General features: G+C 62.4%; 21 protein-coding genes. 10 read left to right on the forward strand and 11 right to left on the reverse strand.

Translation table 11 applies throughout. The features are described from left to right. Positions 1 to 90: 90 nt before the first annotated feature. The 7 genes from fabB to ACH2DG_RS01270 all read right to left on the reverse strand — a co-directional run bounded on the left by fabB (position 91) and on the right by ACH2DG_RS01270 (position 7,940). On the reverse strand, positions 91 to 1,311 hold the full coding sequence (gene fabB / locus ACH2DG_RS01240) for a beta-ketoacyl-ACP synthase I (RefSeq protein ID WP_395023905.1): 1,221 nt from the start codon (positions 1,309 to 1,311) through the stop codon (positions 91 to 93). After that, positions 1,308 to 1,832: a bifunctional 3-hydroxydecanoyl-ACP dehydratase/trans-2-decenoyl-ACP isomerase gene (gene fabA / locus ACH2DG_RS01245; protein WP_184704072.1), complete on the reverse strand. Its 525-nt coding sequence runs from the start codon at positions 1,830 to 1,832 to the stop codon at positions 1,308 to 1,310. Before fabA ends, fabB begins: the two co-directional genes overlap by 4 nt. Before the next feature lie 322 nt (positions 1,833 to 2,154). Further along, positions 2,155 to 3,741 carry an apolipoprotein N-acyltransferase gene (gene lnt / locus ACH2DG_RS01250; protein ID WP_395023906.1) on the reverse strand — a complete coding sequence of 529 codons (1,587 nt, stop codon included), beginning with the start codon at positions 3,739 to 3,741 and terminating at the stop codon, positions 2,155 to 2,157. Positions 3,742 to 3,854: 113 nt separating this feature from the next. Further along, positions 3,855 to 4,739 carry an HlyC/CorC family transporter gene (locus ACH2DG_RS01255; protein WP_224150432.1) on the reverse strand — a complete coding sequence of 295 codons (885 nt, stop codon included), beginning with the start codon at positions 4,737 to 4,739 and terminating at the stop codon, positions 3,855 to 3,857. Between the two features lie 204 nt (positions 4,740 to 4,943). Beyond that, a complete protein-coding gene (locus tag ACH2DG_RS01260) occupies positions 4,944 to 5,882 on the reverse strand; it encodes an amino acid ABC transporter substrate-binding protein (protein ID WP_395023907.1) in 939 nt (312 codons plus the stop codon). Then, a complete protein-coding gene (locus ACH2DG_RS01265) occupies positions 5,882 to 7,213 on the reverse strand; it encodes a dicarboxylate/amino acid:cation symporter (protein WP_395023908.1) in 1,332 nt (443 codons plus the stop codon). Before ACH2DG_RS01265 ends, ACH2DG_RS01260 begins: the two co-directional genes overlap by 1 nt. A gap of 181 nt (positions 7,214 to 7,394) precedes the next feature. Then, positions 7,395 to 7,940, reverse strand: coding sequence for a hypothetical protein (locus ACH2DG_RS01270; protein WP_395023909.1), 546 nt, complete (start codon positions 7,938 to 7,940; stop codon positions 7,395 to 7,397). 334 nt (positions 7,941 to 8,274) lie between these two features. Here ACH2DG_RS01270 and ACH2DG_RS01275 point away from each other — a divergent pair, with 334 nt between their 5' ends. The 5 genes from ACH2DG_RS01275 to ACH2DG_RS01295 all read left to right on the forward strand — a co-directional run bounded on the left by ACH2DG_RS01275 (position 8,275) and on the right by ACH2DG_RS01295 (position 13,116). Then, complete coding sequence (locus ACH2DG_RS01275) at positions 8,275 to 8,748, forward strand: rhodanese-like domain-containing protein (protein WP_395023910.1); 474 nt, start codon at positions 8,275 to 8,277, stop codon at positions 8,746 to 8,748. A 10-nt stretch (positions 8,749 to 8,758) separates the two neighbouring features. Then, complete coding sequence (gene epsC / locus ACH2DG_RS01280) at positions 8,759 to 9,700, forward strand: serine O-acetyltransferase EpsC (protein WP_395023911.1); 942 nt, start codon at positions 8,759 to 8,761, stop codon at positions 9,698 to 9,700. Further along, positions 9,697 to 9,984, forward strand: a complete 288-nt coding sequence (locus tag ACH2DG_RS01285) for a multiprotein-bridging factor 1 family protein (protein ID WP_395023912.1) — start codon at positions 9,697 to 9,699, stop codon at positions 9,982 to 9,984. The genes epsC and ACH2DG_RS01285 overlap by 4 nt, the downstream gene beginning before the upstream one ends. A 220-nt stretch (positions 9,985 to 10,204) precedes the next feature. Further along, a complete protein-coding gene (locus tag ACH2DG_RS01290) occupies positions 10,205 to 11,137 on the forward strand; it encodes a family 2A encapsulin nanocompartment shell protein (protein WP_184704056.1) in 933 nt (310 codons plus the stop codon). 14 nt (positions 11,138 to 11,151) lie between these two features. Then, positions 11,152 to 13,116: a family 2A encapsulin nanocompartment cargo protein cysteine desulfurase gene (locus tag ACH2DG_RS01295; protein WP_395023913.1), complete on the forward strand. Its 1,965-nt coding sequence runs from the start codon at positions 11,152 to 11,154 to the stop codon at positions 13,114 to 13,116. 65 nt (positions 13,117 to 13,181) lie between these two features. Here the strand turns inward: ACH2DG_RS01295 and tauD are convergent, their stop codons facing one another. Further along, a complete protein-coding gene (tauD, locus tag ACH2DG_RS01300) occupies positions 13,182 to 14,021 on the reverse strand; it encodes a taurine dioxygenase (RefSeq protein ID WP_395023914.1) in 840 nt (279 codons plus the stop codon). A 188-nt stretch (positions 14,022 to 14,209) separates the two neighbouring features. Here tauD and tauA point away from each other — a divergent pair, with 188 nt between their 5' ends. From tauA to ACH2DG_RS01315, 3 genes are read left to right on the forward strand one after another with little or no spacing between them, the layout of a single operon-like run. Beyond that, entirely contained in the window at positions 14,210 to 15,244 is a 1,035-nt protein-coding gene (tauA, locus tag ACH2DG_RS01305; protein WP_395023915.1) for a taurine ABC transporter substrate-binding protein, read from the forward strand. Continuing rightward, positions 15,228 to 16,061, forward strand: a complete 834-nt coding sequence (locus ACH2DG_RS01310) for a taurine ABC transporter ATP-binding protein (protein ID WP_395023916.1) — start codon at positions 15,228 to 15,230, stop codon at positions 16,059 to 16,061. The genes tauA and ACH2DG_RS01310 overlap by 17 nt, the downstream gene beginning before the upstream one ends. 59 nt (positions 16,062 to 16,120) lie before the next feature. Continuing rightward, complete coding sequence (locus tag ACH2DG_RS01315; RefSeq protein ID WP_395023917.1) at positions 16,121 to 16,999, forward strand: ABC transporter permease; 879 nt, start codon at positions 16,121 to 16,123, stop codon at positions 16,997 to 16,999. 37 nt (positions 17,000 to 17,036) lie between these two features. On the opposite strand, the gene ACH2DG_RS01320 is transcribed toward ACH2DG_RS01315, so the two are convergent. The 3 genes from ACH2DG_RS01320 to ACH2DG_RS01330 all read right to left on the reverse strand — a co-directional run bounded on the left by ACH2DG_RS01320 (position 17,037) and on the right by ACH2DG_RS01330 (position 21,011). Next, complete coding sequence (locus tag ACH2DG_RS01320; protein ID WP_395023918.1) at positions 17,037 to 19,298, reverse strand: protein-disulfide reductase DsbD family protein; 2,262 nt, start codon at positions 19,296 to 19,298, stop codon at positions 17,037 to 17,039. A gap of 330 nt (positions 19,299 to 19,628) precedes the next feature. Continuing rightward, positions 19,629 to 19,928, reverse strand: coding sequence for a hypothetical protein (locus tag ACH2DG_RS01325; RefSeq protein WP_395023919.1), 300 nt, complete (start codon positions 19,926 to 19,928; stop codon positions 19,629 to 19,631). Positions 19,929 to 20,228: 300 nt separating this feature from the next. Beyond that, positions 20,229 to 21,011: an alanyl-tRNA editing protein gene (locus ACH2DG_RS01330; protein ID WP_395023920.1), complete on the reverse strand. Its 783-nt coding sequence runs from the start codon at positions 21,009 to 21,011 to the stop codon at positions 20,229 to 20,231. 227 nt (positions 21,012 to 21,238) lie between these two features. Between ACH2DG_RS01330 and ACH2DG_RS01335 the strand changes: the two genes are divergently transcribed. Together ACH2DG_RS01335 and ACH2DG_RS01340 are read left to right on the forward strand one after the other, a co-directional pair. Further along, entirely contained in the window at positions 21,239 to 22,219 is a 981-nt protein-coding gene (locus ACH2DG_RS01335; protein WP_395023921.1) for a Bug family tripartite tricarboxylate transporter substrate binding protein, read from the forward strand. A gap of 205 nt (positions 22,220 to 22,424) precedes the next feature. Next, positions 22,425 to 23,246, forward strand: a complete 822-nt coding sequence (locus ACH2DG_RS01340; protein WP_395023922.1) for an aldolase/citrate lyase family protein — start codon at positions 22,425 to 22,427, stop codon at positions 23,244 to 23,246. Positions 23,247 to 23,348 lie beyond the last annotated feature (102 nt).

Below are 23,348 nucleotides of genomic sequence, written 5' to 3' on the forward strand. Positions count from 1 at the left end.
TATAAAAATAATAGAAATTCGATAAAAAGCCCATGAAAAAAGCGCCCGAGGGCGCTTTTCTTGCAGGTGCTTCGCTAGCTTGGGAGCGGCTCAGGCGGCTTCCCAGCGTTTGAGCACCAGGCAGGCATTGGTGCCGCCAAATCCAAAGCTGTTGGAGAGCACCTGCTTGAGCTCGGCCATGCGTGCCTTGGTGACCAGAGGCATATCGCCCACCGCTGGATCAGGCGTTTCCACATTGGCAGAACCTGCGATGAAGCCCTTCATCAGCATGATCAAGCTGTAGATGGCTTCCTGCACGCCGGTGGCGCCCTGCGAGTGGCCGGTGAGCGACTTGGTGCTGGAGAACGGTGGAATCCGGTTGCCAAACACCTTGCGGATCGCATGCAGCTCGGGCACGTCACCCACAGGCGTGGAGGTGCCGTGGGTGTTGATGTAGTCGATGGAGCCATCCAGTCCCTCGATGGCCTGCTGCATGGCAGCCACGGCGCCTTCGCCGGAAGGCGCCACCATGTCTTCGCCATCGGAGGAGATGCCAAAACCGACGATCTCGCCCAGGATATTGGCGCCGCGTGCCTGGGCGTGTTCCAGGCTCTCCAGGACGAGTGCACCGCCGCCGCCGGCGATGACAAAGCCATCGCGGTGGGCATCGTAGGGGCGCGACGCCTTTTCGGGCGTTTCGTTGTACTTGCTGGACATGGCGCCCATGCCGTCAAACAGCAGTGCCAGGCCCCAGGAGAGCTCTTCACCGCCGCCGGCAAACATCACATCCTGCATGCCCCAGGCAATCTGCTGGGCGGCTGCGCCAATGCAGTGCGCCGAGGTGGAGCAGGCCGAGGTGATGGAGTAATTGATGCCCTTGATCCTGAAATTGGTCGCCAGGTTGGCTGACACGGTCGAGCCCATGCAGCGCGTGACCTGATAGGGGCCGACGCGGCGGATGCCTTTTTCGCGCAGGGTATCAGCTGCTTCGATCTGGTTGGCGGGCGAGCCTCCGCCCGAGCCCATGATGAGACCGGTACGTGGGTGGCTGATCTGTTCAGGCTTCAGGCCCGCTTGCTCGATCGCCTGCTGCAGCGAAATCTGCGCATAAGCGGCTGCATCGCCCATGAAGCGCAGTTGCTTGCGGTCGATGAACTCTTCCACATTGATCTGCGGAATGCCGGCCACCTGACTGCGCAGGCCCAGTTCCTTGAACACAGGCATGTGCTGGATGCCGGAGCGCCCTTCGCGCAGCGAAGTCTCCACAGCTTCCAGCCCCACACCGATACAGGAGACGATACCGGCCCCTGTAATAACCACCCTACGCTTCATGCTGCGTTTTCCTTGCCGTCACCGTCGCGCAGGAACAGGCCCACGCGCAGATCGTTGGCTACATAGATTTCTTTGCCATCGGCCAGCAGGCGTGCATCGCCGATGGCCATGTTCAGCTTGCGCTTGATCACACGCTTGATGTCGATCTCGTACGTGACCAGTTTCACGTCGGGGCCGACTTCTCCGGTGAACTTGACTTCGCCCGCGCCCAGCGCGCGGCCGCGGCCTGGCAGACGCAGCCAGGTCAGGTAAAAACCGATCAGCTGCCACATGGCATCCAGCCCCAGGCAACCCGGCATGACCGGATCGCCCTGAAAGTGGCATTTGAAGAACCACAGTTCAGGATTGACATCCAGCTCCGCCACAATCTTTCCCAGCCCGTGCGCACCGCCGTTCTCGTCAATATGGGTGATGCGATCGAACATCAGCATCGGCGGCAGTGGCAGACGGCCACTTTCGGGGGTAAACAACTTGCCCTCACCAGAGGCGATCAGTTGCTCGTAGGAAAAAGATTCAGCCATTGAATATCCAGTCAGTCCAACTCCAGGAATCCGGGGCGCAGTCATGGGCTGCATCTTCCGGACGGCAGCTAAACACCGCCGCCATCCATTATCCAGCTTTATCGCGCAAATGCAGCCATACATAGCCGTGGGCTGCACTGTGCTATGTCGAAAAAAAGCACGCTTTGATCGTTTTTAACAGCACTTACATTTGATGCTTGCCAGCCCTGAAGATACCGCCACGTCAACATTCATGGTGCATGTCTTGACCGTGCAGCACGCATCTGCATGCAGTTGCCGTCATCATCGGTGATCTCGCGTATCCCGGGTGCTGAGAGGTTAATCACTGGCGTGGCCGCGTCAGCATGGCTCCTGCCAACACTACAAGGCCTGCCAGCCAGAGCGGCCACAGGCCAAAATGGCCGGCCCAGCGCGCAAATGGGGTGGGGGGCACATCCACGCCCTGTACCTTGGCCTGCAGCACGGCGCGGGTCTGGTGGGGCAGGGCGTGTTCTACCTGGCCCCGGTGGTTGATGATGGCCGTGGAGCCAGTGTTGGTGGCGCGAATCATCGGGCGTGCCAGCTCCAGACTGCGCATGCGGCTGATCTGCAGGTGCTGGTCAATCGCAATCGAGCCGCCGAACCAGGCGATGTTGCTGGCATTGACCAGGATGGTGGGCGCAGCGGCTGCATCGACAAAGCGGGTGGCCAGCTCTTCGCCAAACAGGTCTTCGTAGCAGATATTGGGCGCCCATCGCTCACCCGCCCAGGCCAGTGATGGCTGGTTCATGCCACCCCGGTTGAAGTCGCCCAGCGGAATCTGCATCAGATCGGTGAACCATCGGAACATGGGCGGAATGAACTCGCCAAACGGCACCAGATGGTGCTTGTCATAGCGGTAGGCGGCAGGCTGCGCGGGCGCCAGGCCCACCATCGAATTGGTGTAGCCCACTTCAAAATCGCCCAGTGGCACACCAATCAATGCGGCTTGCCTGCCGCTGGAAAAGCGCTCCTGCAGTGCGGGCCAGTAGTTGTCCGGTGTCTGGCGCAGCAGTACCGGAATGGCTGTCTCCGGCGCAATCACCATATCGGCCTGGCTGGCCTTCAGTTGCTCCGCATACCAGCTGAGCGCCTGCGGAATGCCTGAGCTGGGCTGGAATTTTTCACCTTGCGAAATATTGCCCTGCAGCAGCTCGACAGAGACGGGCGGGCGGCTGGTGCCGGTGGCGGAATCCTGTTGCGGTTGATGGGTTATCCACAGCGCTGCGGCAAACAGGGCCACAGCCGCATAGCTTTGCCACTGGAATGCATGGCGTGCCCGCAGGCCGCCCAGCACCGCGGCGATGGCCGTTGCCACCGCGCCAATGCCGTACACCCCGACAAAGGGCGCAAGGCCCGCCAGCGGGCCATCGGTGTGGGCATAGCCACCCGCCCCCCAGGGAAAGCCGGTCCACCATTGTCCCCGAGCCAGCTCGCCCAGCAGCCATAACGCGGCAAACAGCAGCACGGCGCGGGTCAGGCGCTCACCCTTATAGGCGACGAACAGTCCGCAGGCTGCGGCGTAGTAGCTGGCAAGAAATGCGGCCAGCGCAAGAACGGCCAATACCGCCAGCGGGGCAGCCAGGCCACCATAGACGTGCATCGATATGAACAGCCACCAGAAGGTGGCGCACAGCCACGCCGTGGCAAAGCCCCAGCCCAGCAGCACCCCATGCCAGGCGCGCTGCTGGCGGCTGAGCATGGCCGGCAAGGCGGCCAGCGACACGATCTGCAGCCACCACAGGGGCTGACCATACCAGGCCTCATACCCGTCCAGCCGCCACGGCCAGGCCAGCGACCAGGCCTGCAGCACCCCGGCCACGATGGAGAGCAACAGGAAAAGCCACGGAAAGCGGCGCGGCGTCTCATACAGCGAAAAGGATGCGGGCACGGTAGGGCAGCAATGGGGGGTTACGTCAAAACAAAAACGGCAGCGACGTCACCGTCTGCTGCCGCCTTGCGCACTATACGCGATGCGTATGGCGCCTGGGCTGTGCGCCGTGATCAGGCATCTGCCTCGGGGTCTGACACGGGCGCAGCCCGCTGCACGCGGAACCAGCGTACGGCGCCGCCCTTGGTCAGCAGCACTTCGAAGTGCAGGCCGCCCAGCATGATGTGCTCGCCGCGCTTGGGCACATGGCCCAGTTCATGGGCGATCAGGCCGCCTATGGTTTCGAAGGATTCGTCGGCGTCGCTGCTCTCGAGCGTGACCTTGAACGCGTCGGCCACCCGCTCGACCGGGGTGTCGCCCGAGATGCGGAAGGTGTCGTCGGCCAGCGCGAAGATATCGCCTTCTTCCTCGGGCAGGTCGAATTCGTCCTCGATCTCGCCAACAATCTGTTCCAGCACGTCTTCGATCGTGACCAGGCCGGCCACGCGGCCGAACTCATCGATGACGATCGCCAGATGGTTGCGGTTGCCGCGAAATTCGCGCAGCAGATCGTTAAGCCCCTTGCTCTCCGGTACGAACACTGCCGGGCGCAGCAGGGAGCGGATATTGAGCTGGGGCGAGCGCTGGAGCTTGAGCAGGTCCTTGGCCAGCAGGATGCCAATGATGTTTTCCTGCTCGCCCTGGAAGACCGGGAAGCGTGAGTGCGCAGTGTTGATGACGGTGTGCAGCACCGATTCAAAATCGGAGTCGATGTCCACCAGGTCCATGCGCGTCGCGGCAACCATCACGTCGCCTGCGGTCATGTCCTCCATCCGGATCACGCGTTCCAGCATGACGCGCGAGTCGGCATTGATTACATCGTTGTTTTCGGCTTCGGCCAGGGTTTCGATCAGTTCATCAGGTGAATCTGGCGCCGGGTGGATGAACTCCACCACCTTTTGCAAAAAGGTTTTTTTGTCTTCCTTGTCAGGGAATCGCGAAGGATGGGGGTCTGACACTGTCTTGGAATGCAGGACGTGCGGTAGTGAAACAAGCTGCCAGCATAACGGATTGAAAAATTCCTCCGATTTCGCTGTTGATTGCAGTGGCCAGGTTCCGCGCCGCCCGGGTTGAGGTAATTTGAACTGCCAGCGCACACTGGCAGGGTGTAGGTTGCTATTGAATGGTGAGTGACTCTGTCCTGCTTCCGTCTTTTTTCTGTCCTATTCGCCTTGCGTGGCCGCCAGGCTTTCCAGAATGATCTTCAACTGGGGGCTCATCGGCAGGCCCAGGGTCTGGCCTGTCGGCAGCTTTTTCAGAAACCAGCGGTTGTACTGGCGCTCGATCTCTCCATCGGCCGCCAGCGCCTGGAAGACTTCCGTCACCAGTTGCGCCATGGGGGCGTCGCCCTTGCGGTACATCAGCCCGTAGGGATCGTAGGACAGGAAATCGCCAACGACGGCATACTGCTCGCGCGCTCCCGGCGTCTGTGCCACCAGGCCGTAAAGCAGCACGTCGTCGGTGGCAAAGGCATCGGCCGCGCCGCTCGTGACCTGCGCAAAGGACTCTGCATGATCGCGCATGGACATGATCTGCAGGTTCAACTGAAATCGGGTGGAGAGGTCGCGCATGGTCTTCTCGTTCGTGGTGCCTGCGGTCACTGCCACCTTTTTGCCAGAAAGTCCCGTGTAGTCGCGCACTGGCGATCCCTTTTTCACCAGCAGCTTGGTGCCCGAGACAAAAAAGGTGGGCGAAAACGCCACGGTCTGCTGGCGTTCCTTGTTGCTGGTGGTCGAGCCGCATTCCAGATCGGCCTGGCCGCTGGTGATTGCGTCCATGCGCGTGGCCGAGGTCACGGGCACCCAGCGAATGGCCAGCGGCTTGTGCACGGCCACTTCCATGGCATGCACCACTGCCTTGCACAGCTCGATGGAGTAGCCAATGGGCTTGCCGCGCGCATCTAGGTACGAAAACGGCACCGAGCTGTCCCGGTAGGCCAGAGCTACCTCGCCCTTTTGGTGGACTTTGGCCAGGGTACCCGTCAGCGCCACCGGGGCGGCCGGTACCTGGGCACTGGCTGCCAGTGGAGCGAGCGTCAGCAGCACCAGCCAGGGGTGCTTCCAGCACAGTCTGGAGATGGAGCGTATCGCAGCGCGCATCATCAGGCGACGTCCGGTGTGGGGAGGGGGTGGGCCGCCAGGGCCGCCTCGGCATCCAGCTTGCGGGCCAGTTCGGCGGCTTCCGCTTCGGGCAGCAGCTCGCCTTCCCACTTGGCAACGACGGCAGAGGCGATGGAGTTGCCCACCGCATTGGTGGCCGAGCGGCCCATGTCGAGGAAGGTATCGACCCCCAGGATCAGCAGCAAGCCGGCTTCGGGAATGTTGAACTGGTTGAGCGTTGCGGCAATCACCACCAGCGAAGCGCGCGGAACGCCTGCCATGCCCTTGGATGTCAGCATCAGGATCAGCAGCATGGTGATCTGCGTGGACAGGGGTAGATGAATGCCATAGGCCTGTGCAATGAACAAGGTGGCAAAGGTGCAGTACATCATCGAGCCATCGAGGTTGAATGAGTACCCCATCGGCATGACGAAGCTGGAAATCTTGCGTTTGACGCCAAAGCGGTCAAGTGCATCGAGGATCTTGGGATAGGCAGCCTCGGAACTGGCGGTGGCAAACGACAGCATGAAAGCTTCCTTGATCAGCACAATCAGCTTGAAAATGCGTGGACCAAGGAACACGAAGCCCGCGCTCACCAGAATTGCCCACAGCAGGAACAGGCCCAGGTAGAAGTCGCCCATGAACACGGCGAATTTGAGCAGGATGCCCAGGCCGTTCACCGCCACGGTGGCGGCCATGGCAGCCAGCACCGCCAGCGGAGCGAGCTTCATCACGTAGCCGGTGATCTTGAGCATCACATGCGATAGCTCATCAATTGCAGCCACCAGGGTCTTGCCTTTTTCTCCCAGCGCGGACAGTGCCACGCCAAAGAACATCGAGAAGACGACAATCTGCAGGATTTCGTTGTTGGCCATGGCCTCGGCGAAGGATTTGGGAATCAGGTGATTGACAAATTCCTTCAGCGTGAACTTGCCGGTGGCCAGATTGGCAGAGGCGCCAATATCGGGCAGCGGCAGACCCAGGTTGTGACCCGGCTGCAGCACATTGGCCAGCACCAGACCCAACACCAGAGACACCAGTGAAGCTGTGACAAACCACAGCATGGCCTTCAGAAACACCCGTCCCACCGATGCCGCATCGCCCATGTGTGCAATGCCGACCACCAGCGTAGAGAACACCAGCGGGCCGATCAGCATCTTGATAAGGCGCAGGAACACATCGGAGACGATGGCGATATAGCCTGCAATCTCCTTGGCAGCTCCCTTGTCCGGAAACTCAATGAAGATCAGATAGCCGATCAAGATGCCCAGCACCATTGCGCCCAGGATCAGGAACGCGACCGGGATGCCTTTTTTGCCCGCTGCAGAAGCCATGGTCAGAATCCTTTTTTGCTATTGATTGTTTTCAATGCATAGCTTACATCCATGCATCAGCGGCCAGACGCCTTTGTGCACCTTGGTTTTTACCTAGTTGACCTGGGTTATAGAACCACCACTAAATTGCAGAGACAGTGGCGCATGGCACACAGTTTCCGTCTTTCGAAGGCACGGCGACTCAGGACTGGCTTTCGTTCTCGTCGTCCTTGGGCATGGCGGCAAAGCTGATACCGCCGAGCAGCAGCATCACCAGGGCAAACAGATAGACGGCATTGGCAATGCCCAGGCTCAGGCTGTAGCCCCAGGCAATGGCTGCACACCACAGACTGTCGTTGTACAAGGCAGTGCATTGGGATTGTTGTGGCATGTGCACATACCAGACCACGGCCACTGCCGCAAAGGCCACAGCCGCCAGCACCCCGAGGATGTTGCGGTGAAAGCGCAGCATCACCAGCAGCGATACCGGCACCAGGGTGCCCCAGACAAACATCATCAGCCAACTGGCCATGGGCGCCTGAGCGAGCCAATGCTCCAAAGGTTTCCAGTGCGCCTGTGCCTGAACCAGATTGAGTGCATCTCGCACCAGCGGCAGGGCCAGCGCTGCAATGCCGATGCACAGCAGCAGAATGCCCAGGCAAACGCGCCGCGCACTGAAATGCGCGTGCCGGCCTTGTGGGGCGGTTTGCATGGAGGCGTGGGGGTTTGCATGCGTGATGACAGCCATGGTGGTCTCCTTGTGGTGGCTGTCTTGCCTGGCCGCAGACACGGTGTTGCGCACTTGCGGCGGGCGTTGCAGCCCTGGGTGACTCCGCTCCTGCTCCGTTTCGGAAGCGCAGCGCGGCATGTGAGTGCAGTGGTGGCCCGTTGAGGGACCTCCTCTGAACCGTGGTTTCAATATAGACCGATTCGGGAGCGGAAGCTAGAGGCCAAGGGCGTATCCGCGCGTGGCTGAATATGCGGAAATTTCATTAGCAAGCATGTTTTTATTCGTTTTTGATTTGTAGGCCGGCACCTAAATTGGTGGCTATACCCATCTTTCGAACGAAAAGGCTCCTGCGATGACTACCTTGGAAATCTCTCTCCCGCCCGCCCTGGAAGCCGCCTGGCAGCAGGCGCAGTTGCAGGGGCTGGGTTACGCCGGAGGCGTATCGCCCATACAGGCCTGGCAACTGGTGCAGCAGGGTCAGGCGGTGCTGGTGGATGTGCGTTCTGCCGAAGAGCTGAAGTTTGTCGGCCATGTACCCGGCAGCGTGCATGTGCCCTGGGCGACCGGTACGGCGCTGACGCGCAATCCGCGGTTTGTGCGCGAGCTGGAGTCAAAGCTCGCGGCGCATGGCGGAAAGGAGGCCGTCGCCCTGCTGCTGTGCCGCAGTGGCAAGCGCTCGGTCCTCGCGGCGCAGGCGGCTGCTGCAGCCGGTTTCACGCAGGTGTTCAATGTGCTGGAAGGATTTGAAGGCGAAATCGACGCCACGCAGCACCGTGGTGGCAGCGATGGCTGGCGCTTTCACCACCTCCCCTGGGTGCAGGATTGAGGAGCATGCCATGGCGACCAGTTCTTTCCCCATAGACGAGGTCAGCGCAGCGCTGGCCCAGGCGCGCCAGCAATGGCGCCAGGCGCACCAGCGCACGCAGGAGCCGGGCGGGCGTGAATTCCCTTCACGCGACGCACTCGCCCAGGTGGTGGCCCAGCTCAAGGGTGTGCTGTTTCCCATGCGGCTGGGGCCGCACGATCTGCTGCAGGAGAGCGAGAACTATTACGTTGCGCACACGCTGGATGCTGCACTGCATGGCCTGCAGGCACAAATTGCACTGGAGCTGCGCTACGGCAGGCGCGATCTGGCGGAAGCGGCCAGCCAGGCCCATGGGCTGACGCACCAGTTTGCGCTGGCGCTGCCCGGCATCCGGCATCTGCTCGACACCGATGTGCAGGCTGCCTACGAGGGAGACCCCGCTGCGCGCACGGTCGATGAGGTGCTGCTGTGCTACCCCGGCGTGTTGGCGCTTATCCACCACCGCCTCGCGCACCAGCTCTACCAGCAAGGCCTGCCGCTTTTGGCGCGCATCGTGGCGGAGCTGGCGCACAGCGAAACCGGCATCGACATCCACCCGGGTGCGCAGATCGGCGCGGGCTTTTTCATCGACCATGGCACCGGCGTCGTGATCGGTGAGACCGCCGTCATCGGTTGCAAGGTGCGCATCTACCAGGCGGTGACCCTGGGCGCCAAGCGTTTCGAGCAGGACGCGCAGGGCCACCTGCAAAAGGGCCTGCCGCGCCACCCGGTGGTGGAAGACGGTGTGGTGATCTATGCGGGCGCCACGATCCTGGGGCGCGTCACCCTGGGCGCAGGGGCCGTGATCGGCGGCAATGTGTGGCTGACGCAGGATGTGCCGCCAGGCGCCAGCGTGACGCAGGCCTCGCTGCAGGCGCAGGCAGTGTCCCAGGCCGAGCGGCGCGTGCGGCTGGCGGCGGAGGCGGCACTATGAACGGGTTTTCCCACCATTTCGGGCTGGCCGTGCGCCAGTCGCGCGAAGCGCTGGGCTGGTCGCAGGAGCAACTGGCGGCGCGCGCAGATCTGAACCGATCCTACGTTGGGGAGGTGGAGCGCGGCCGGGTGGCGGTGTCGCTGGCCACCGTGGGCAAGCTGGCGCGGGCCATGGATCTGGCGCAGTCCGCCCTGGTGCAGCGCGGCGAAGCCCTCCACCAGCATTACCTGGCGCGGTCTGCACAGATGCAGCACCTCTGCAGCCAGGCTCCAGCCACTCTTTAGACCCGCTAACGCAACCCTTGATACGTCGTTGCTTCGCCTTGTCGTACGTCTGTACTGCCTGCGGCCTCGCGCCTCGTCTCAATCGCAAATCTACGATTTGCTGGGTTGTGTTAGCGGCTCTTTAGCCACTTGGCGGCTATAGCCGGTTGAGCGGGGCAAGGCGTTCGCCAACAATTTCGGCATCCTTCAACCTTTCTTTCGATGACCAACGGAGTGCTTTATGACAGCAAATGTGGGCGGAACCACCGCTTTGGGCGATGTGGCAGCACGCCAGTTAGCCAATGCCACCAAGACAGTTCCCCAACTCGCAACCATCAGCCCGCGCTGGCTCACCCACTTGCTGCAGTGGGTGCCGGTGGAGGCGGGCATCTACCGGCTCAACCAGGTCAAGAACCCCGAGGCCATCAAGGTGGCATGCACTGCCAAGGAGCATGAGAACCAGTTGCCCCGCACCTTTGTCGAGTACGAAGAGGCACCGCGCGAGTTCTACCTGAACGCCGTCAGCACCGTGCTGGATGTGCACACCCGCGTGTCCGACCTCTACAGCAGCCCGCACGACCAGATCAAGGAGCAGTTGCGCCTGACCATCGAGACGATCAAGGAAAACCAGGAAAGCGAGCTCATCAACAACCCCGACTACGGCCTGCTGGCCCAGGTGACGGACGAGCAGCGCATCTTTCCCTTGACCGGGGCGCCCACGCCCGATGACCTGGACGAGCTGCTGACCAAGGTGTGGAAGGAGCCCGCGTTCTTTCTGGCCCACCCGCTGACCATTGCCGCCTTTGGCCGCGAGGCCACGCGCCGCGGCACGCCGCCGCCGACTGTCAGCCTGTTCGGCAGCCAGTTCATCACCTGGCGCGGTGTGCCGCTGATCCCTTCGGACAAGGTGCCGGTGGCTGATGGCAAGAGCAAGATATTGCTGCTGCGTGTGGGCGACAAGCGCCAGGGCGTGGTGGGGCTGTTTCAGCCGGGCCTGCCGGGCGAGCAGGGGCCGGGGCTGTCGGTGCGCTTCATGGGCATCAACAACCATGCCATCGCCAGCTACCTGATTTCACTGTACTGCTCGCTGGCTGTGCTCACCCCCGATGCGCTGGCGGTTCTGGATGACGTGGAAATCAACAAGTACCACGACTACCCCGATACCTATAAATAAGCGAAGGGGCAGCCATGGTTTCCACCGTCACAGGCGCGCCGGATCTGGCGGCCGCGCCCATTTCTCCCGAGGTGCTGGCGCAAATGGCCAGCGCCTTGTTCAGCGAGCGCCCGGGTGCTGACGCTGTGCCGCCAGGCATACAGGCGCCCGTCAATATTGCGCCGCCGGGTTCGCCCTTGGCAAGCCCTGCGGGCCTGGGCCCGAGCGTGCCGGGCACACCGATACCGCAGGGCGTGGCACCGGGTGCCAACCTGCTGCCGGCTTCGCCAACGCCCGTGCTGTCGCTCGCCCACCGGGCGCCTGCCTTGCTGCCGCATGCGCAGGCCGGCAACGGCGTGCCCGACAGCGTGTTGAGCAATCTGCCCGCTTACGAGCCGCGCCTGGGCAGCAGTGTGCAAGGCGTGCCGCAGGCGGTGCCAGTCGATGTCAAAACCGATTCTCATACGCGTGCAGAAAGCGCGAGCAGCTATTATTTTTTACAGCAATCGCCAGCGGTGCCAGCGCAAGAGGATGGCCTGCTGGCATTGGCCCAGCAGGCCCGTGCTGGCGCACCTGCCTCCGGTTTAGATGGCATTGATCTGCGCGGGCCCCGCAGCGCAAGTGCAGCGCCAGCGATACCGGCTTCTTCTGCCGCACCGCAGTACTACTTTGCCCACGCGGTTCAGTTGCCGAGCGGCTTTGTCACACCGGCCAAGCCCCATCCACACGGCGAGCAGGGCAAGACCCCGCAATCGCAGGCAGACCGCCACCCACCTTTTGATATCAATGCGGTACGGCGGGACTTTCCCATTCTGGCCGAGCGTGTGAACGGAAAGCAGCTGGTCTGGCTGGACAATGCCGCCACCACGCACAAGCCGCGCCAGGTGATAGAGCGCATCCGGCATTTCTATGAGCACGAAAACTCCAACATCCACCGCGCGGCCCATACGCTGGCCGCCCGCGCCACGGATGCCTACGAGCATGCGCGCGAAGTGGTGCGCCGCTTCATCCATGCGCCTGACGCGCGCGAGGTGATCTTTGTGCGCGGCACCACCGAGGCGATCAACCTGGTGGCTAAGGCCTGGGGTGGGCAGAACGTGGGCGAAGGCGACGAAATCATCGTCAGCCACCTGGAGCACCATGCCAACATTGTGCCCTGGCAGCAGTTGGCGCAGGCCAAGGGTGCGCGGTTGCGCGTGATTCCGGTGGACGAGCAGGGCCAGATTTGCCTGGATGAATACCAGAAGCTGCTGAACGACCGCACCAGGATCGTCGCCATTGGCCATGTCTCCAACGTGCTGGGGACGGTGGTGCCGGTCAGGGAGGTGGTGCAGATCGCCCGCCAGCGCGGCATCGCCACCTTGGTGGACGGCGCGCAGTCCATCGCACATACGCCGGTCGATGTGCAGGACATTGGCGCGGATTTCTTCGTCTTCTCTGGCCACAAGATCTTCGCGCCCACTGGCATCGGCGTGCTGTGGGGACGGCGCGAAGTGCTCGAAGCCATGCCACCCTGGCAGGTCGGCGGCAACATGATTGCAGATGTGACCTTTGAGAAAACCGTGTTCCAGCCACTGCCCAATACCTTCGAGGCGGGCACCGGCAACATTGCCGATGCCGTGGGCCTGGGCGCGGCGCTGGAGTATGTGGAGCGCATCGGCATCCATGCCATCAGCCAGTACGAGCACGCGCTGGTCGACTACGGCATGCAGCAGTTGGCTGCCATCCCCGGCCTGCGTCTCATCGGCACCGTGCCGGGCAAGGCGAGCGTGCTGTCTTTCACCCTGGCCGGTTACACGACGGAAGAGGTCGGCAAGGCGCTGAACGAGGAGGGCATTGCCGTGCGCACCGGCCACCACTGCGCCCAGCCCATTCTGCGGCGCTTTGGCGTGGAGACCGCCGTACGGCCTTCGGTCGCCTTCTACAACACCTTTGACGAGATCGATCAATTGGTGGCTGTGGTGCGGCGGCTGGCGGGACAACGGGGAGCCGGACACTGAAATTTTCTGGGTGGCAGAAAAGGAATCCGGCGCTCGCATTGCGGGGGCCGGACTTTTTCTTGCCTTCAGGGAGCCCGGTAGAACGGCCGCTCGCCCAATATGGTGGCGCGGTGCATCACGCGGCGATGAGGCAGATAGTTGGCGCAGGCGTAATGTTGGGTGCAGCGGTTGTCCCAGAAGGCAAGATCGCCCACTTTCCAGCGCCAGCGTACCGTGAACTCGGGTTTTGCGACGTGGGCAAAGAGCTGGCGCAGCACGGCGTCGCTTTCGGTGGCGCCCAACTCCACAATGCGTGTGGTGAATCCTTCGTTGATGAAAAGACCCGACTGGCCGGTTTCCGGGTGGGTCCGCACCACTGGGTGCCGCACAGGCGGATGCTTGGCGCAGGCAGCTTCCCAGCGCACGCGCTCCTCGGGCGTGCGGGCAAAGCGCCAGGCTGGGAAGGACTTCTGGAAGTCGTGCTCGGCATGCAGGCCCTCCAGCAGGCGCTGCCAGGGTGCGGAAAGCGCTTCGAAGGCCGCGGTGTTGCTGGCCCACAGCGTATCGCCACCGGTGGGCGGCAGCAACCGCGCCGAAAGCAGCGCCGCCTGGGCGGGTGTTTCGGTAAATGTGATGTCGGTGTGCCAGTTGTCATTGTCCGGAGGGTTGCTGTCATCGGTATCGAGCACGATGATTTCAGGTACTTCGGGAATGTTGCGGTACACCGGGTGAATGTGCAACGGGCCGAACTGTGCTGCGAGATCTCGCTGTTGGGCCGGGGTGATTGGCTGGTTTTCGAAGAACAGGACTTGGTGTTTCAGCAGCGCTGCATGCAGTGCCTGGCGCTGCGCGTCTGGCAGCAGCAGCGCCAGATTGACGCCGGTCACGATGGCACCGATGGCGGGGCCGAGCGGTTGAATTTCCATAAGACGGACAGAGAGGAACGAGAGCCGCAGCCCTAACGTGCCGAAGGGTGGAACAAGGATGCCAGTGTGTCGCAGCACGGCGACAGGCGTTGCGCGTTTTTGGTATTTGCACATGCGAATTTCGCGCATGCAGCAGCCGGTAAAAATCCTAGACTGGCTGCACAGCAACCATCCTTCTTCCATTTTTCATGACGTCCAAAAACCGCCGCATCTTCTCTCTGGTCCTCATTGCTGCAGCCATTGGCGCTGTCGCATTGCCCGCGCAGTCTCAAACCAAGGAGGTGGTGATCGGTTACCAGGACATGGTGCTGCCCTGGCGTTATGCCCAGGAGACGCAGGCCGTGGAAAAGGCCACTGGCTACAAAGTCAGTTACCGGAAATTGGGAAGTGGCGCAGAAGTCACGCGCGCGCTGGCCAGTGGAGCCATCCAGATCGGTGAGGCTGGCTCCTCACCATTTGCGGCGGCGCTGTCGCAGGGCGTGCCAATCCAGATTTTCTGGGTGGCTGACAATATCCACAATGCAGAAGCGCTGGTGGCTCGAAATGGCGGCAATGAGAGCAGTATCAAAACTTTGACCGATCTCAAGGGTAAGAAGATCGGCATTCCCTATGTCTCCACCAGCCATTTCCATGCCCTGGTGGCGTTGCAGGCTGCAGGTATCAATTCCAAGGATGTGAAGATTCTCAATCTGCGCCCACCCGAGATTCTGGCGGCCTGGGAGCGCGGCGATATCGACGCGGCCTTCGTCTGGGATCCGGTATTGGCCAAGATCAAGCAGGGCGGCCATGTGCTGACGACTTCGGGCCAGATTGCGGCTCAGACCGGCAAGGCCACGTTCGATGCATTGGCAGTGCGCACCGATTTTGCCAAGTCCCACGACGAGTTCCTGGGCAAGTTCGTGCAGGTGCTGGCCGAGGCCGACAAGCGATATATCGCCAACCCCAGCGCCTGGACAGCAGACTCTGCCGAAGTGAAGGCGGTGTCCAAGTGGTCGGGCGCAGAGGCTGCCAGTGTGCCTGACAGCCTCAAACTCTATGCCTTCATTTCGCCTGCGGAACAGGCCAGCACGCAGTGGCTGGGCGGCGGCAAGACCTCGGTGGTGGCCCAGTCGCTGGAAGCCACGGCGCAGTTTCTGCAGGCACAGGGCTCGGTGCAGCAGGTACTGCCCGACTATGCCGTGGGCGTGAACGACCGCTGGGTGCGCCGTGCTGCGCAGCAGTAACACCGAGCCCGGTCTGGCCGTTCGTCATCTGTCGGTGCGCTACAAAGGTGCGCCGACCCAGGACATACGGGCCTTGGCCCTGCATGACGTAAGCCTGGACATCGAGCCCGGCGAATTTGTTGTTGCCGTCGGCGCGTCAGGTTGCGGTAAGACCACGCTGCTCAACTGCATTGCCGGCTTTACGGCGCCATCGACCGGGAGCATTGCCTGGCAAGGTCAGCCGGTGCTGGATGCCGGCGCCGAGCGTGCTGTGGTGTTCCAGAAGCATGCGCTGTTGCCATGGCTGAACGTCATCGACAACGTTGCGCTGGGTTTGAGGCTGCGCGGTGCAGGGCGCGAGGAGCGCTACCGCGTTGCGCGTGAACAGCTTGCACATGTGGGGCTGACCCAACGCGCCCAGGCATATCCATGGCAATTGTCAGGAGGCATGCAGCAACGCGTGGGCATTGCGCGGGCGCTGGCGAGCGACGCCGATCTGCTGCTGATGGACGAGCCCCTGGGGGCGCTCGACGTGTTCACACGCGAGTCGCTGCAGGAGCTGATCCTGCAGCTGTGGTCTGGGGAGCGCGATGCAGAAGCAACGCAGCGAACCGTGTTCTTCATCACCCACGATGTAGAGGAGGCGCTATTCCTGGCCACCAGAATCATCGTCATGCGCCCAGGGCCTGGGCGGATCAGTGAAAGTCTGCACGTCGATTTCGGCCGCCGCTATCTGGCGGGCGCGTCTGCGCGCTCGGTCAAGTCACTGCCTGAATTCATCGCTGTGCGCGAGCATCTGGTGGATGCCATCGCAGGTGCTGCATCTGTACCCGCCTGATTGCAAAAATGACAGCGGCTGGCGCTTCATCTGCAGGCTTTTGATTTGATGTCGATATCATGACTTCTACCACGTTTGAATCCAAGCCTCTGCGAACTGCGCCTGTCGTACCCCATGGATCGCTGCCAGCGACCACGTACATCCCCGCCGTGCCACCTTTCCGCGCCTACCGGCCCCGCCCCGAACGCTGGTGGGGCCTGCTCTGTATGGCCGGCTGGCTGGCGCTGTGGTGGCTGGCTACCGAGCTGCGGTGGGTGCCGCCATTGTTCCTGCCGCCACCGGATGCCGTGCTCAGGGCCTTTGGCCAAGCTTGGCACGGTGACATTCAGGGGGGCGACCCGCTGTGGGTGCATGCGCAATGGAGCAGCCTGCGCGTGTTCGGTGCATTCGTTCTGGCAGTGCTCACCGCTGTACCTGTGGGCATGGCCATGGGCGTCAATCGCTGGGCGCAGGCCTTGCTTGAACCGGTGCTGGAGTTCTACCGTCCGCTGCCACCGTTGGCCTACCTTCCGCTGGTGGTGATCTGGCTGGGCATCGACGAGGCTTCCAAATGGTTGCTGATCTATCTGGCCTGCTTTGCCCCCATTGCGCTGGCCGCCCGCGCGGGCACCCGCAACGCCAGCGCCGAGCAGATCAATGCATTGCGCTCGCTGGGCGCCACGCGCTGGCAACTGCTGCGCCATGCCATTGCGCCCGCTGCACTGCCCGATATCCTCGTGGGCCTGCGCATTGCCATGGGATTTGCCTGGACCACGCTGGTTGCCGCCGAGATGGTGGCTGCTACGCAGGGGTTGGGACAGATGGTACTCAATGCCTCGAACTTTCTGCGTACCGATATCGTGGTCATGGGTATCTTTGTGATCGGCGCGATCGCGCTGGCGCTGGATGCGCTGCTGCGGTGGCTGGAGCGTTGGCTGCTGCCCTGGCATGGGCGTTGACTCTGCCCACGAAATCCTCTGTCGTGCAGGCTGAGCGCTATAGCGTGTTCACCGCGTTCACCACCTCCTGCACGCTCAGCACTTCGCTCAGCACCACCGGGGCCTTGCCCGGCGCGTAGAGCACATAAACCGGCACGCCGCTGCGTCCCAGTTGGTTCAGCGCTGCCGTAATGGCAGGGTCCTGGCGGGTCCAGTCGGCGCGCAGCAGGATGACCTGCTTGCCGTCAAAAGCCTGCAGCACCTCGGGATTGCTGAGCGTGGTGCGCTTGTTGTACTGGCAGGTCACGCACCAGGCGGCGGTGAAGTCCACGAATACCGGGCGACCTGCGGCGTTAGTCTCTGCCACCAGCGCCGCCGACCACGGCTGCCAGCGTGCATTGGGCTGGGCTGCACTGGCGATCTGGGGTTCGGGGTTGGAGAGATTTTTGCCTGTGGCACATACCAGATATGCGCCTCCAGCTATCAAAATTATACAAAACACCCAACGTGTACGGCCCTGCAGTGTCAGTGACCAGATCAGCGCGGCCAGCAGTACCAGGAAGGCCAGCAGGGTGGCTGCGCCATCGATACCGCTTTGCTGGCCCAGCACCCATACCAGCCAGACCACGGTGGCAAACATCGGGAAGGCCATGGCGCGGCGGAAAGTATCCATCCATGCACCCGGGCGCGGCAGCCAGCGCACCACGGCGGGCACCCAACTGGCCAGCAGGTAGGGCAGTGCCATGCCAATGCCCAGTGCAGCAAAAATCAGCAGCGCCTGCGCTGCAGGCATGCTGATGGCCAGCCCCATGGAGGCGCCCATGAATGGCGCCGTGCAGGGCGAGGCGATGGCCACAGCCAGCACACCGCTCAGAAACGCATTGGTGAGCGGGTTGCTGGCCTGCTTGCCCGCCAGGCTGCTGGGCACAAAATGGCCAAACTCGAACAGGCCCGCCAGATTGAGGCCGATCACGGTAAACAGGGTTGCCAGCAGTGCCACCACCAGCGGCGATTGCAGCTGAAAGCCCCAGCCCAGTTGCTGCCCGGCGGCACGCAGGGCCAGCAAAAGGCCGCCCAGTGCCAGAAACGACAGCACCACACCTGCGGTGTAGGCGAGGCCCGCCATGCGCTGTTCGCGCAGCTGGTTGCCGTGGCCAGCGAAGCCGAGCACCTTGATGGCCAGGATCGGGAACACGCAGGGCATCAGGTTCAGGATGAGGCCGCCGATCAGGCCGCCGAGCAAAGCCAGCCACAGGCTGCCCGACGCGGCTGGCAGCGTCGCTGGGGTTGTGCCTTGCCGTTCGGCATTTTTGGCCAATGCGGCAGCCAGCTCGGGCGACACCTGGGCTACGGCAGCGGCTTGCCATTGGCCGCTGATGGGAGCCACGGTGCGCCAGGCAACGGCGCTGCCCGCTGCGGTGCGTTCGGCGGTGGTCAGCACCAGGGGCAGTTCGGCGGGGGTGTCGCCGCGCGCGTCCGACAGTGGTACGGTGGCAGTCCAGACGGCGCCGTCCCACTGCTGGGTGAAGTCCTTGCCTGCTTCCATCGCATGGTGCAGGGTGTTGGCGGTTTCGGGCAGCACCTGCAGCGATTGGTTCTGCAGCGCAGCGGGCAGGCCGGAGACACGCAGTTGCAGTTGGCTGCCCTCCACGGTGGCGCTGCTCTCACCTTGCAGCGCAATGGGCTCCTGGGCGTGGGCGGCCGCAAATTCGGCGGCATACATGCCGGTGCTGCTCTTGGCCGGAATGGTCAGGCTGAAGCTGCCTTCCTCAGGAATGCATTCCACCCGGCAAACCAGCCAGCTCGCCTTGAGCTGCACCGTGGCGCTGGTGCTGTCTGCGGCGAATGTGGTGGGAATCTGTACTTTGACGGGGAGCAGCACCTTGCCTTCATAGCCGTAGTTCACCAGATTGCCAATGCGGATCGGGTGGGGCGTGGGCCAGGCGATGTCGGCGGCATCCCAGCCGGGGGGGAGCTGCCACTCCAGCTGTGTCGGCAGGCCGGAGTCGCCAGGGTTCTTCCAGTAGGTATGCCATTGCGGCTGGTGCTCGATCAGCAGGCCCAGTTCAATGGCGTTGCCCGGCACGATGCCATCTGGCGCATTGGCCACCAGTTCGGCGCGCACCCGGGGCGTCGTAACAATATGGCTGTCAGCGCTGCTGTTGCTGCTGGCGGGAGTGTCCATGGCTGCGGTGTTGCCGCTGCTGCCGATATTGAGCTTTATTTGGGCATTGGCGCCTGTCCACAAAGCGCTTAAAGCTATCAAAAAGAGAGTGAAAATCAGCGCCCGCAAAGGCAGGCGCTTGCCGTCATATGCCATGTAAAACCCCAGATCGCTCCAATGCCTGGCTGATTCGTGCGCAGCCTGATGCCTCGCCATTCAGCCGTGTGGCCAATGCGCTAGCTTAGTCGACTGGCGCGCTGATCAATATTAGTCACTCCCTCTCGGAGCTGCAGTCCATGGGTTTGGTTCCCTTTCCGCGCGCCGATGCAATGGATTGCCGTGCAAAGGCTCAAAAGGAAAAGGCTGCCGTTCGTAGAACAGCAGCCTGCCGACTTATTGATCTGGCAAAGAAAAACCGGGCGGGGAGTGTGTGCGCCGCCCGGTTGGTGGCTGGCAGGGTCGTGGGCTGCCAGCGGTCAGAAACGATTATTCGCCTTCAACGATCGAGCCGTTGACCATGGCCTGGTGAGCGGCCTGGGTCACTTCAGCGCGGCTCAGTTGGCCCTTGCCCATTTCGTAGGCGTTCACGGCCACTTTGTCGCCTTGCACCACCATGGTGTGGTTCTTCTGGGCGTCGGCCAGTTGGGCTTGCACATCGGCACGGCTCACGGCGCTGGTGGCGGTGGCGCGGGTTGCAATGGCCTGGTCGCCTTCAAAAGGGTTGGCGTTGGCAACGGTGGCACCCAGGGCCAGGGTAGCGGCGATAGCGAGAATACGTGCGTTCATTTTTCATTCCTTTCAAAGTCGCGGCAGGTCACATGGCCTGCCGTATCGCTCGCTGTGCGTCTTTGCGCGACAGCGTTTTGTTTAACGATGGAATGAAGTTTAGTTTTGGTATGAATGCAGATAAATCACCAAATTGCAGACGCATTGTTTCGTTTTTGAATCCAATAAGCTTGGAACTTTTACAAATATGTGACAGCTAACCCTGGTATTTACCCTTGGTCATGGATTTTGTCCTGGGCAAAATTTCTCTGTGTTGAGGCGCTGTAAAAACGATAGCTGAAAACGCCCGTTGTTCGCACGCTACGGCGCGAATGCCAGGATCACGCGCCGGCTGTTGGCGCCTTTCTTCTCGGTCTTGCTGATGGCAATGGCACCGATCTCCGACGAGTTGGCCAGGTGCGTGCCGCCGCAGGGCTGAAAGTCCACAGCGGGCATCCCTCCTGTGCCGTCCCCGCCAATGCGCACGGTGCGTACCCGGCCGCTGCCCCGGGGTGGTTGAACGCTCATGCTTTTGACAAGGGCGGGGTTGGCATCCAGTTCGGCGTCGGTGATGGAGGATATCTGCACCGGCAGCGCCTGGGCAACGATGGCGGCCAGGCCTGCGGTGACGGCATCCTTGTCGATGGCTTCATTGGTCACAAAGTCGATGCGCGCCTGCTCGGGCGTGATGGAGCAGCCATTGACCAGGTGGGGCACCAGATGGCAGAGCACATGCGACGCGGTATGCAGGCGCATCAGCCGGTGGCGGCGCTGCCAGTCAATGGTGGCGGTGACCTGGTCGCCCGCTCGCAGTCCATGGTCTTCCTGCGCAGGCACATGCAACACCAAGGGCAGAGGCTGGCCGTCTTCCGCCTTGGCCTTGCGCGTATCGGCAATGGCAATGCTGCGACCATCTGCACAGCGCAACACCCCTGCATCCCCGGCCTGGCCACCGCCCAGCGGGTAGAACACGGTGCGATCGAGCACGATGCCGGCATCGGTCACGGCCAGCACGGTGGCTTCACAGCTTTGCAGGTAGCTGTCGGCGCGGAACAGCTCTTCGGTGGCAGGCAGCAAGGAGAGTGGGGAAGGTACGGAATTCATTTCTGGCAGGGGAGCATAGACACGTTGGAGACAGCCATGCTAGTGGGTTTGGCGCGCCTGGCTTGTCGCCTGTGCAAGCATGGCGCCACAGGTGGCCGGTATACGGTGGCCTATAGCGAATGCGAATCACAGCATTGGCGATTGATATTAGACAGCGCAGGTGGTGCCGCCCACAATCATCCCAGAGTCGGCCCATACCCACCATTCGAGCATTAGGAGACAAAACCATGAGCGACATCCAACGCCGCCATTTTCTGACAACCCTGGCGGGTGCCGCCGCCACTGCAGGCCTGCCCCAATGGGCACACGCGCAAGCGGCGTACCCGAGCAAACCCGTGCGGGTGATCGTTCCCTTTGCGGCAGGCGGCACCACCGACGTGGTGGCGCGGCTGGTGATGCAGAAGATGGGCGAGCTGATGAAGGCGTCCTTCGTCATCGACAACAAGGGCGGCGCCAATGGCATGATCGGTACCGGCGAGGTGGCGCGTGCGCAGGCCGATGGCTACACCCTGCTGTTCAACACGGCAGGTGCGCAAACGCTCAGCCCGGTCATCTACAAGGCCAACTACGAGGCCGCTGCCAGCTTTGCGCCCGTGGCCAAGGTGTGCACGGTCGGTTTTGTCGTGATTGCACGCAAGGATCTGCCCGTCAATTCGATGCAGGAGCTGATCGCGCTGGCGCAGAACAAGGACAAGCCGCTCACCATCTCGTCGGGCAGCGCGATGATCAATCTGATTACCGAGCAGTTCAAGCACGTGATCAAGGCGCCGCACCTCATCAATGCGCAGTACAAGGGCACCAGCCCCCAGATGCAGGCCGTGGTGGCAGGCGAGGTGGATTTCTCGTTCGACTCGTTTGCAGCGGTCGAGATGATCAAATCCGGCAAGGTCAAGGCGCTGGGAGTGATCCTGCCGCAGCGCGCTGCGTCCTTTCCCGATGTGCCCACGTTCAATGAGCTGGGCATCAAGGACATGGAATTCAGCTCCTGGGCGGGCCTGCTGGCCCCCAAGGGCACACCCAAGGAAGTCATTGCCGCCCTGTCGCAGAACATCGACAAGGTGATGCAGATGCCCGATGTGCTGGCCAAGCTCAAACAGTACGACTACATCCCCGTCAAGACGACGCCGGACGAGTTTGCCCAGCAGATCCAGGCCGAATCCGACCGCTGGAGAAAGGTGGTGAAGGACACGGGTTTCAAGATCGAATAAGCGCTGGCGCATGACTGGTTAGCGCAAGCTGCTATAAAAAAGAGAGTCGATACCACCACGCGAACGCACCCTGTCCGGGTGCGTTTTGTTTTGGGGCAGTTGCGCGCGGGACGGGCTGGCGCGCCGCTCCAGCCCATAATCGCACCAAATACCTGTTCAAGGCCCCGCGTTGTGCACGGGGCGATTGCCTATCTGGAGAACACCCATGCAAACCCCGATCAATCCCTTCAAGCAAGCCATGGCGGCGGGTGAAGTCAAGCTGGGCCTGTGGCTGGCGCTGGCCGACAGCTACGCGGCCGAGATCAGCGCCGGTACCGGCTTTGATTGGCTGCTGATTGATGGCGAGCACGCGCCCAATGACCTGCGCAGCACGCTGGCGCAACTGCAGGCGGTAGCCAGTGCAACGCAGGCACTGCCGCCGGGCGTGCCTGCGCCGCACCCGGTGGTGCGCGTGCCCACGGGCGATGCGGTGCTCATCAAGCAGTATCTGGACATTGGTGCGCAGACCATTCTGGTGCCAATGGTCGATACCGCCGAGCAGGCCGCACATCTCGCCCAGGCCATGCGCTACCCGCCGCAGGGCATTCGCGGCATGGGCAGTGCGCTCGCTCGCTCGTCGCGCTGGCAGGCCTATCCCAACTACCTGCACGAGGCCAATGCCCAGGTGTGCCTGCTGGTACAGGCTGAAACCGTGGAGGCCATGAAGAACCTGGACGCGATTGCCGCCACGCCCGGGGTGGATGGCGTGTTCATCGGCCCGGCCGACCTGTCTGCATCGATGGGCCATGTGGGCAACCCCGGCCACCCGGAGGTGCAGGCGATGATTGCCGACGCGATTGCGCGCATCCGCAAGGCGGGCAAGGCGCCCGGCATTCTGTCCACCAACAAGGCGCAGGGCGACAAATGGCTCGCCGCAGGCGCACAGTTCGTGGCGGTGGGCGCCGATACCATGCTGCTGCATGCGGCAGCCCGGCAATTGGTGGCGAGCTACCGTGGCACGGACGGCGCCGTGAAAAACACGTATTGATTGCCCCTTCCGCACTCCTGTGCATATGAAAAAAGCCACCGGCGCAAACCGGTGGCTTTGTTCTTCTTGCGCTTTCTGTACTGATTGCACCGCCCGCGCCTG

This window comes from Comamonas odontotermitis (genome assembly GCF_040396735.1).
Classification (GTDB): Bacteria; Pseudomonadota; Gammaproteobacteria; order Burkholderiales; family Burkholderiaceae_C; genus Comamonas; species Comamonas odontotermitis_C.

What these genes read in the sequence shown, in the direction of transcription:
- ACH2DG_RS01330 (WP_395023920.1), bottom strand. Translation starts at nt 21,011, where the DNA reads ATGAATTCCGTACCTTCCCCACTCTCCTTGCTGCCTGCCACCGAAGAG.
- tauD (WP_395023914.1), bottom strand. Translation starts at nt 14,021, where the DNA reads ATGGAAATTCAACCGCTCGGCCCCGCCATCGGTGCCATCGTGACCGGC.
- ACH2DG_RS01270 (WP_395023909.1), bottom strand. Translation starts at nt 7,940, where the DNA reads ATGGCTGTCATCACGCATGCAAACCCCCACGCCTCCATGCAAACCGCC.
- ACH2DG_RS01325 (WP_395023919.1), bottom strand. Translation starts at nt 19,928, where the DNA reads ATGAACGCACGTATTCTCGCTATCGCCGCTACCCTGGCCCTGGGTGCC.
- tauA (WP_395023915.1), top strand. Translation starts at nt 14,210, where the DNA reads ATGACGTCCAAAAACCGCCGCATCTTCTCTCTGGTCCTCATTGCTGCA.
- ACH2DG_RS01340 (WP_395023922.1), top strand. Translation starts at nt 22,425, where the DNA reads ATGCAAACCCCGATCAATCCCTTCAAGCAAGCCATGGCGGCGGGTGAA.
- fabA (WP_184704072.1), bottom strand. Translation starts at nt 1,832, where the DNA reads ATGGCTGAATCTTTTTCCTACGAGCAACTGATCGCCTCTGGTGAGGGC.
- ACH2DG_RS01285 (WP_395023912.1), top strand. Translation starts at nt 9,697, where the DNA reads ATGAACGGGTTTTCCCACCATTTCGGGCTGGCCGTGCGCCAGTCGCGC.
- ACH2DG_RS01335 (WP_395023921.1), top strand. Translation starts at nt 21,239, where the DNA reads ATGAGCGACATCCAACGCCGCCATTTTCTGACAACCCTGGCGGGTGCC.
- epsC (WP_395023911.1), top strand. Translation starts at nt 8,759, where the DNA reads ATGGCGACCAGTTCTTTCCCCATAGACGAGGTCAGCGCAGCGCTGGCC.
- ACH2DG_RS01320 (WP_395023918.1), bottom strand. Translation starts at nt 19,298, where the DNA reads ATGGCATATGACGGCAAGCGCCTGCCTTTGCGGGCGCTGATTTTCACT.
- fabB (WP_395023905.1), bottom strand. Translation starts at nt 1,311, where the DNA reads ATGAAGCGTAGGGTGGTTATTACAGGGGCCGGTATCGTCTCCTGTATC.
- ACH2DG_RS01260 (WP_395023907.1), bottom strand. Translation starts at nt 5,882, where the DNA reads ATGATGCGCGCTGCGATACGCTCCATCTCCAGACTGTGCTGGAAGCAC.
- ACH2DG_RS01290 (WP_184704056.1), top strand. Translation starts at nt 10,205, where the DNA reads ATGACAGCAAATGTGGGCGGAACCACCGCTTTGGGCGATGTGGCAGCA.
- ACH2DG_RS01265 (WP_395023908.1), bottom strand. Translation starts at nt 7,213, where the DNA reads ATGGCTTCTGCAGCGGGCAAAAAAGGCATCCCGGTCGCGTTCCTGATC.
- ACH2DG_RS01295 (WP_395023913.1), top strand. Translation starts at nt 11,152, where the DNA reads ATGGTTTCCACCGTCACAGGCGCGCCGGATCTGGCGGCCGCGCCCATT.
- ACH2DG_RS01315 (WP_395023917.1), top strand. Translation starts at nt 16,121, where the DNA reads ATGACTTCTACCACGTTTGAATCCAAGCCTCTGCGAACTGCGCCTGTC.
- ACH2DG_RS01275 (WP_395023910.1), top strand. Translation starts at nt 8,275, where the DNA reads ATGACTACCTTGGAAATCTCTCTCCCGCCCGCCCTGGAAGCCGCCTGG.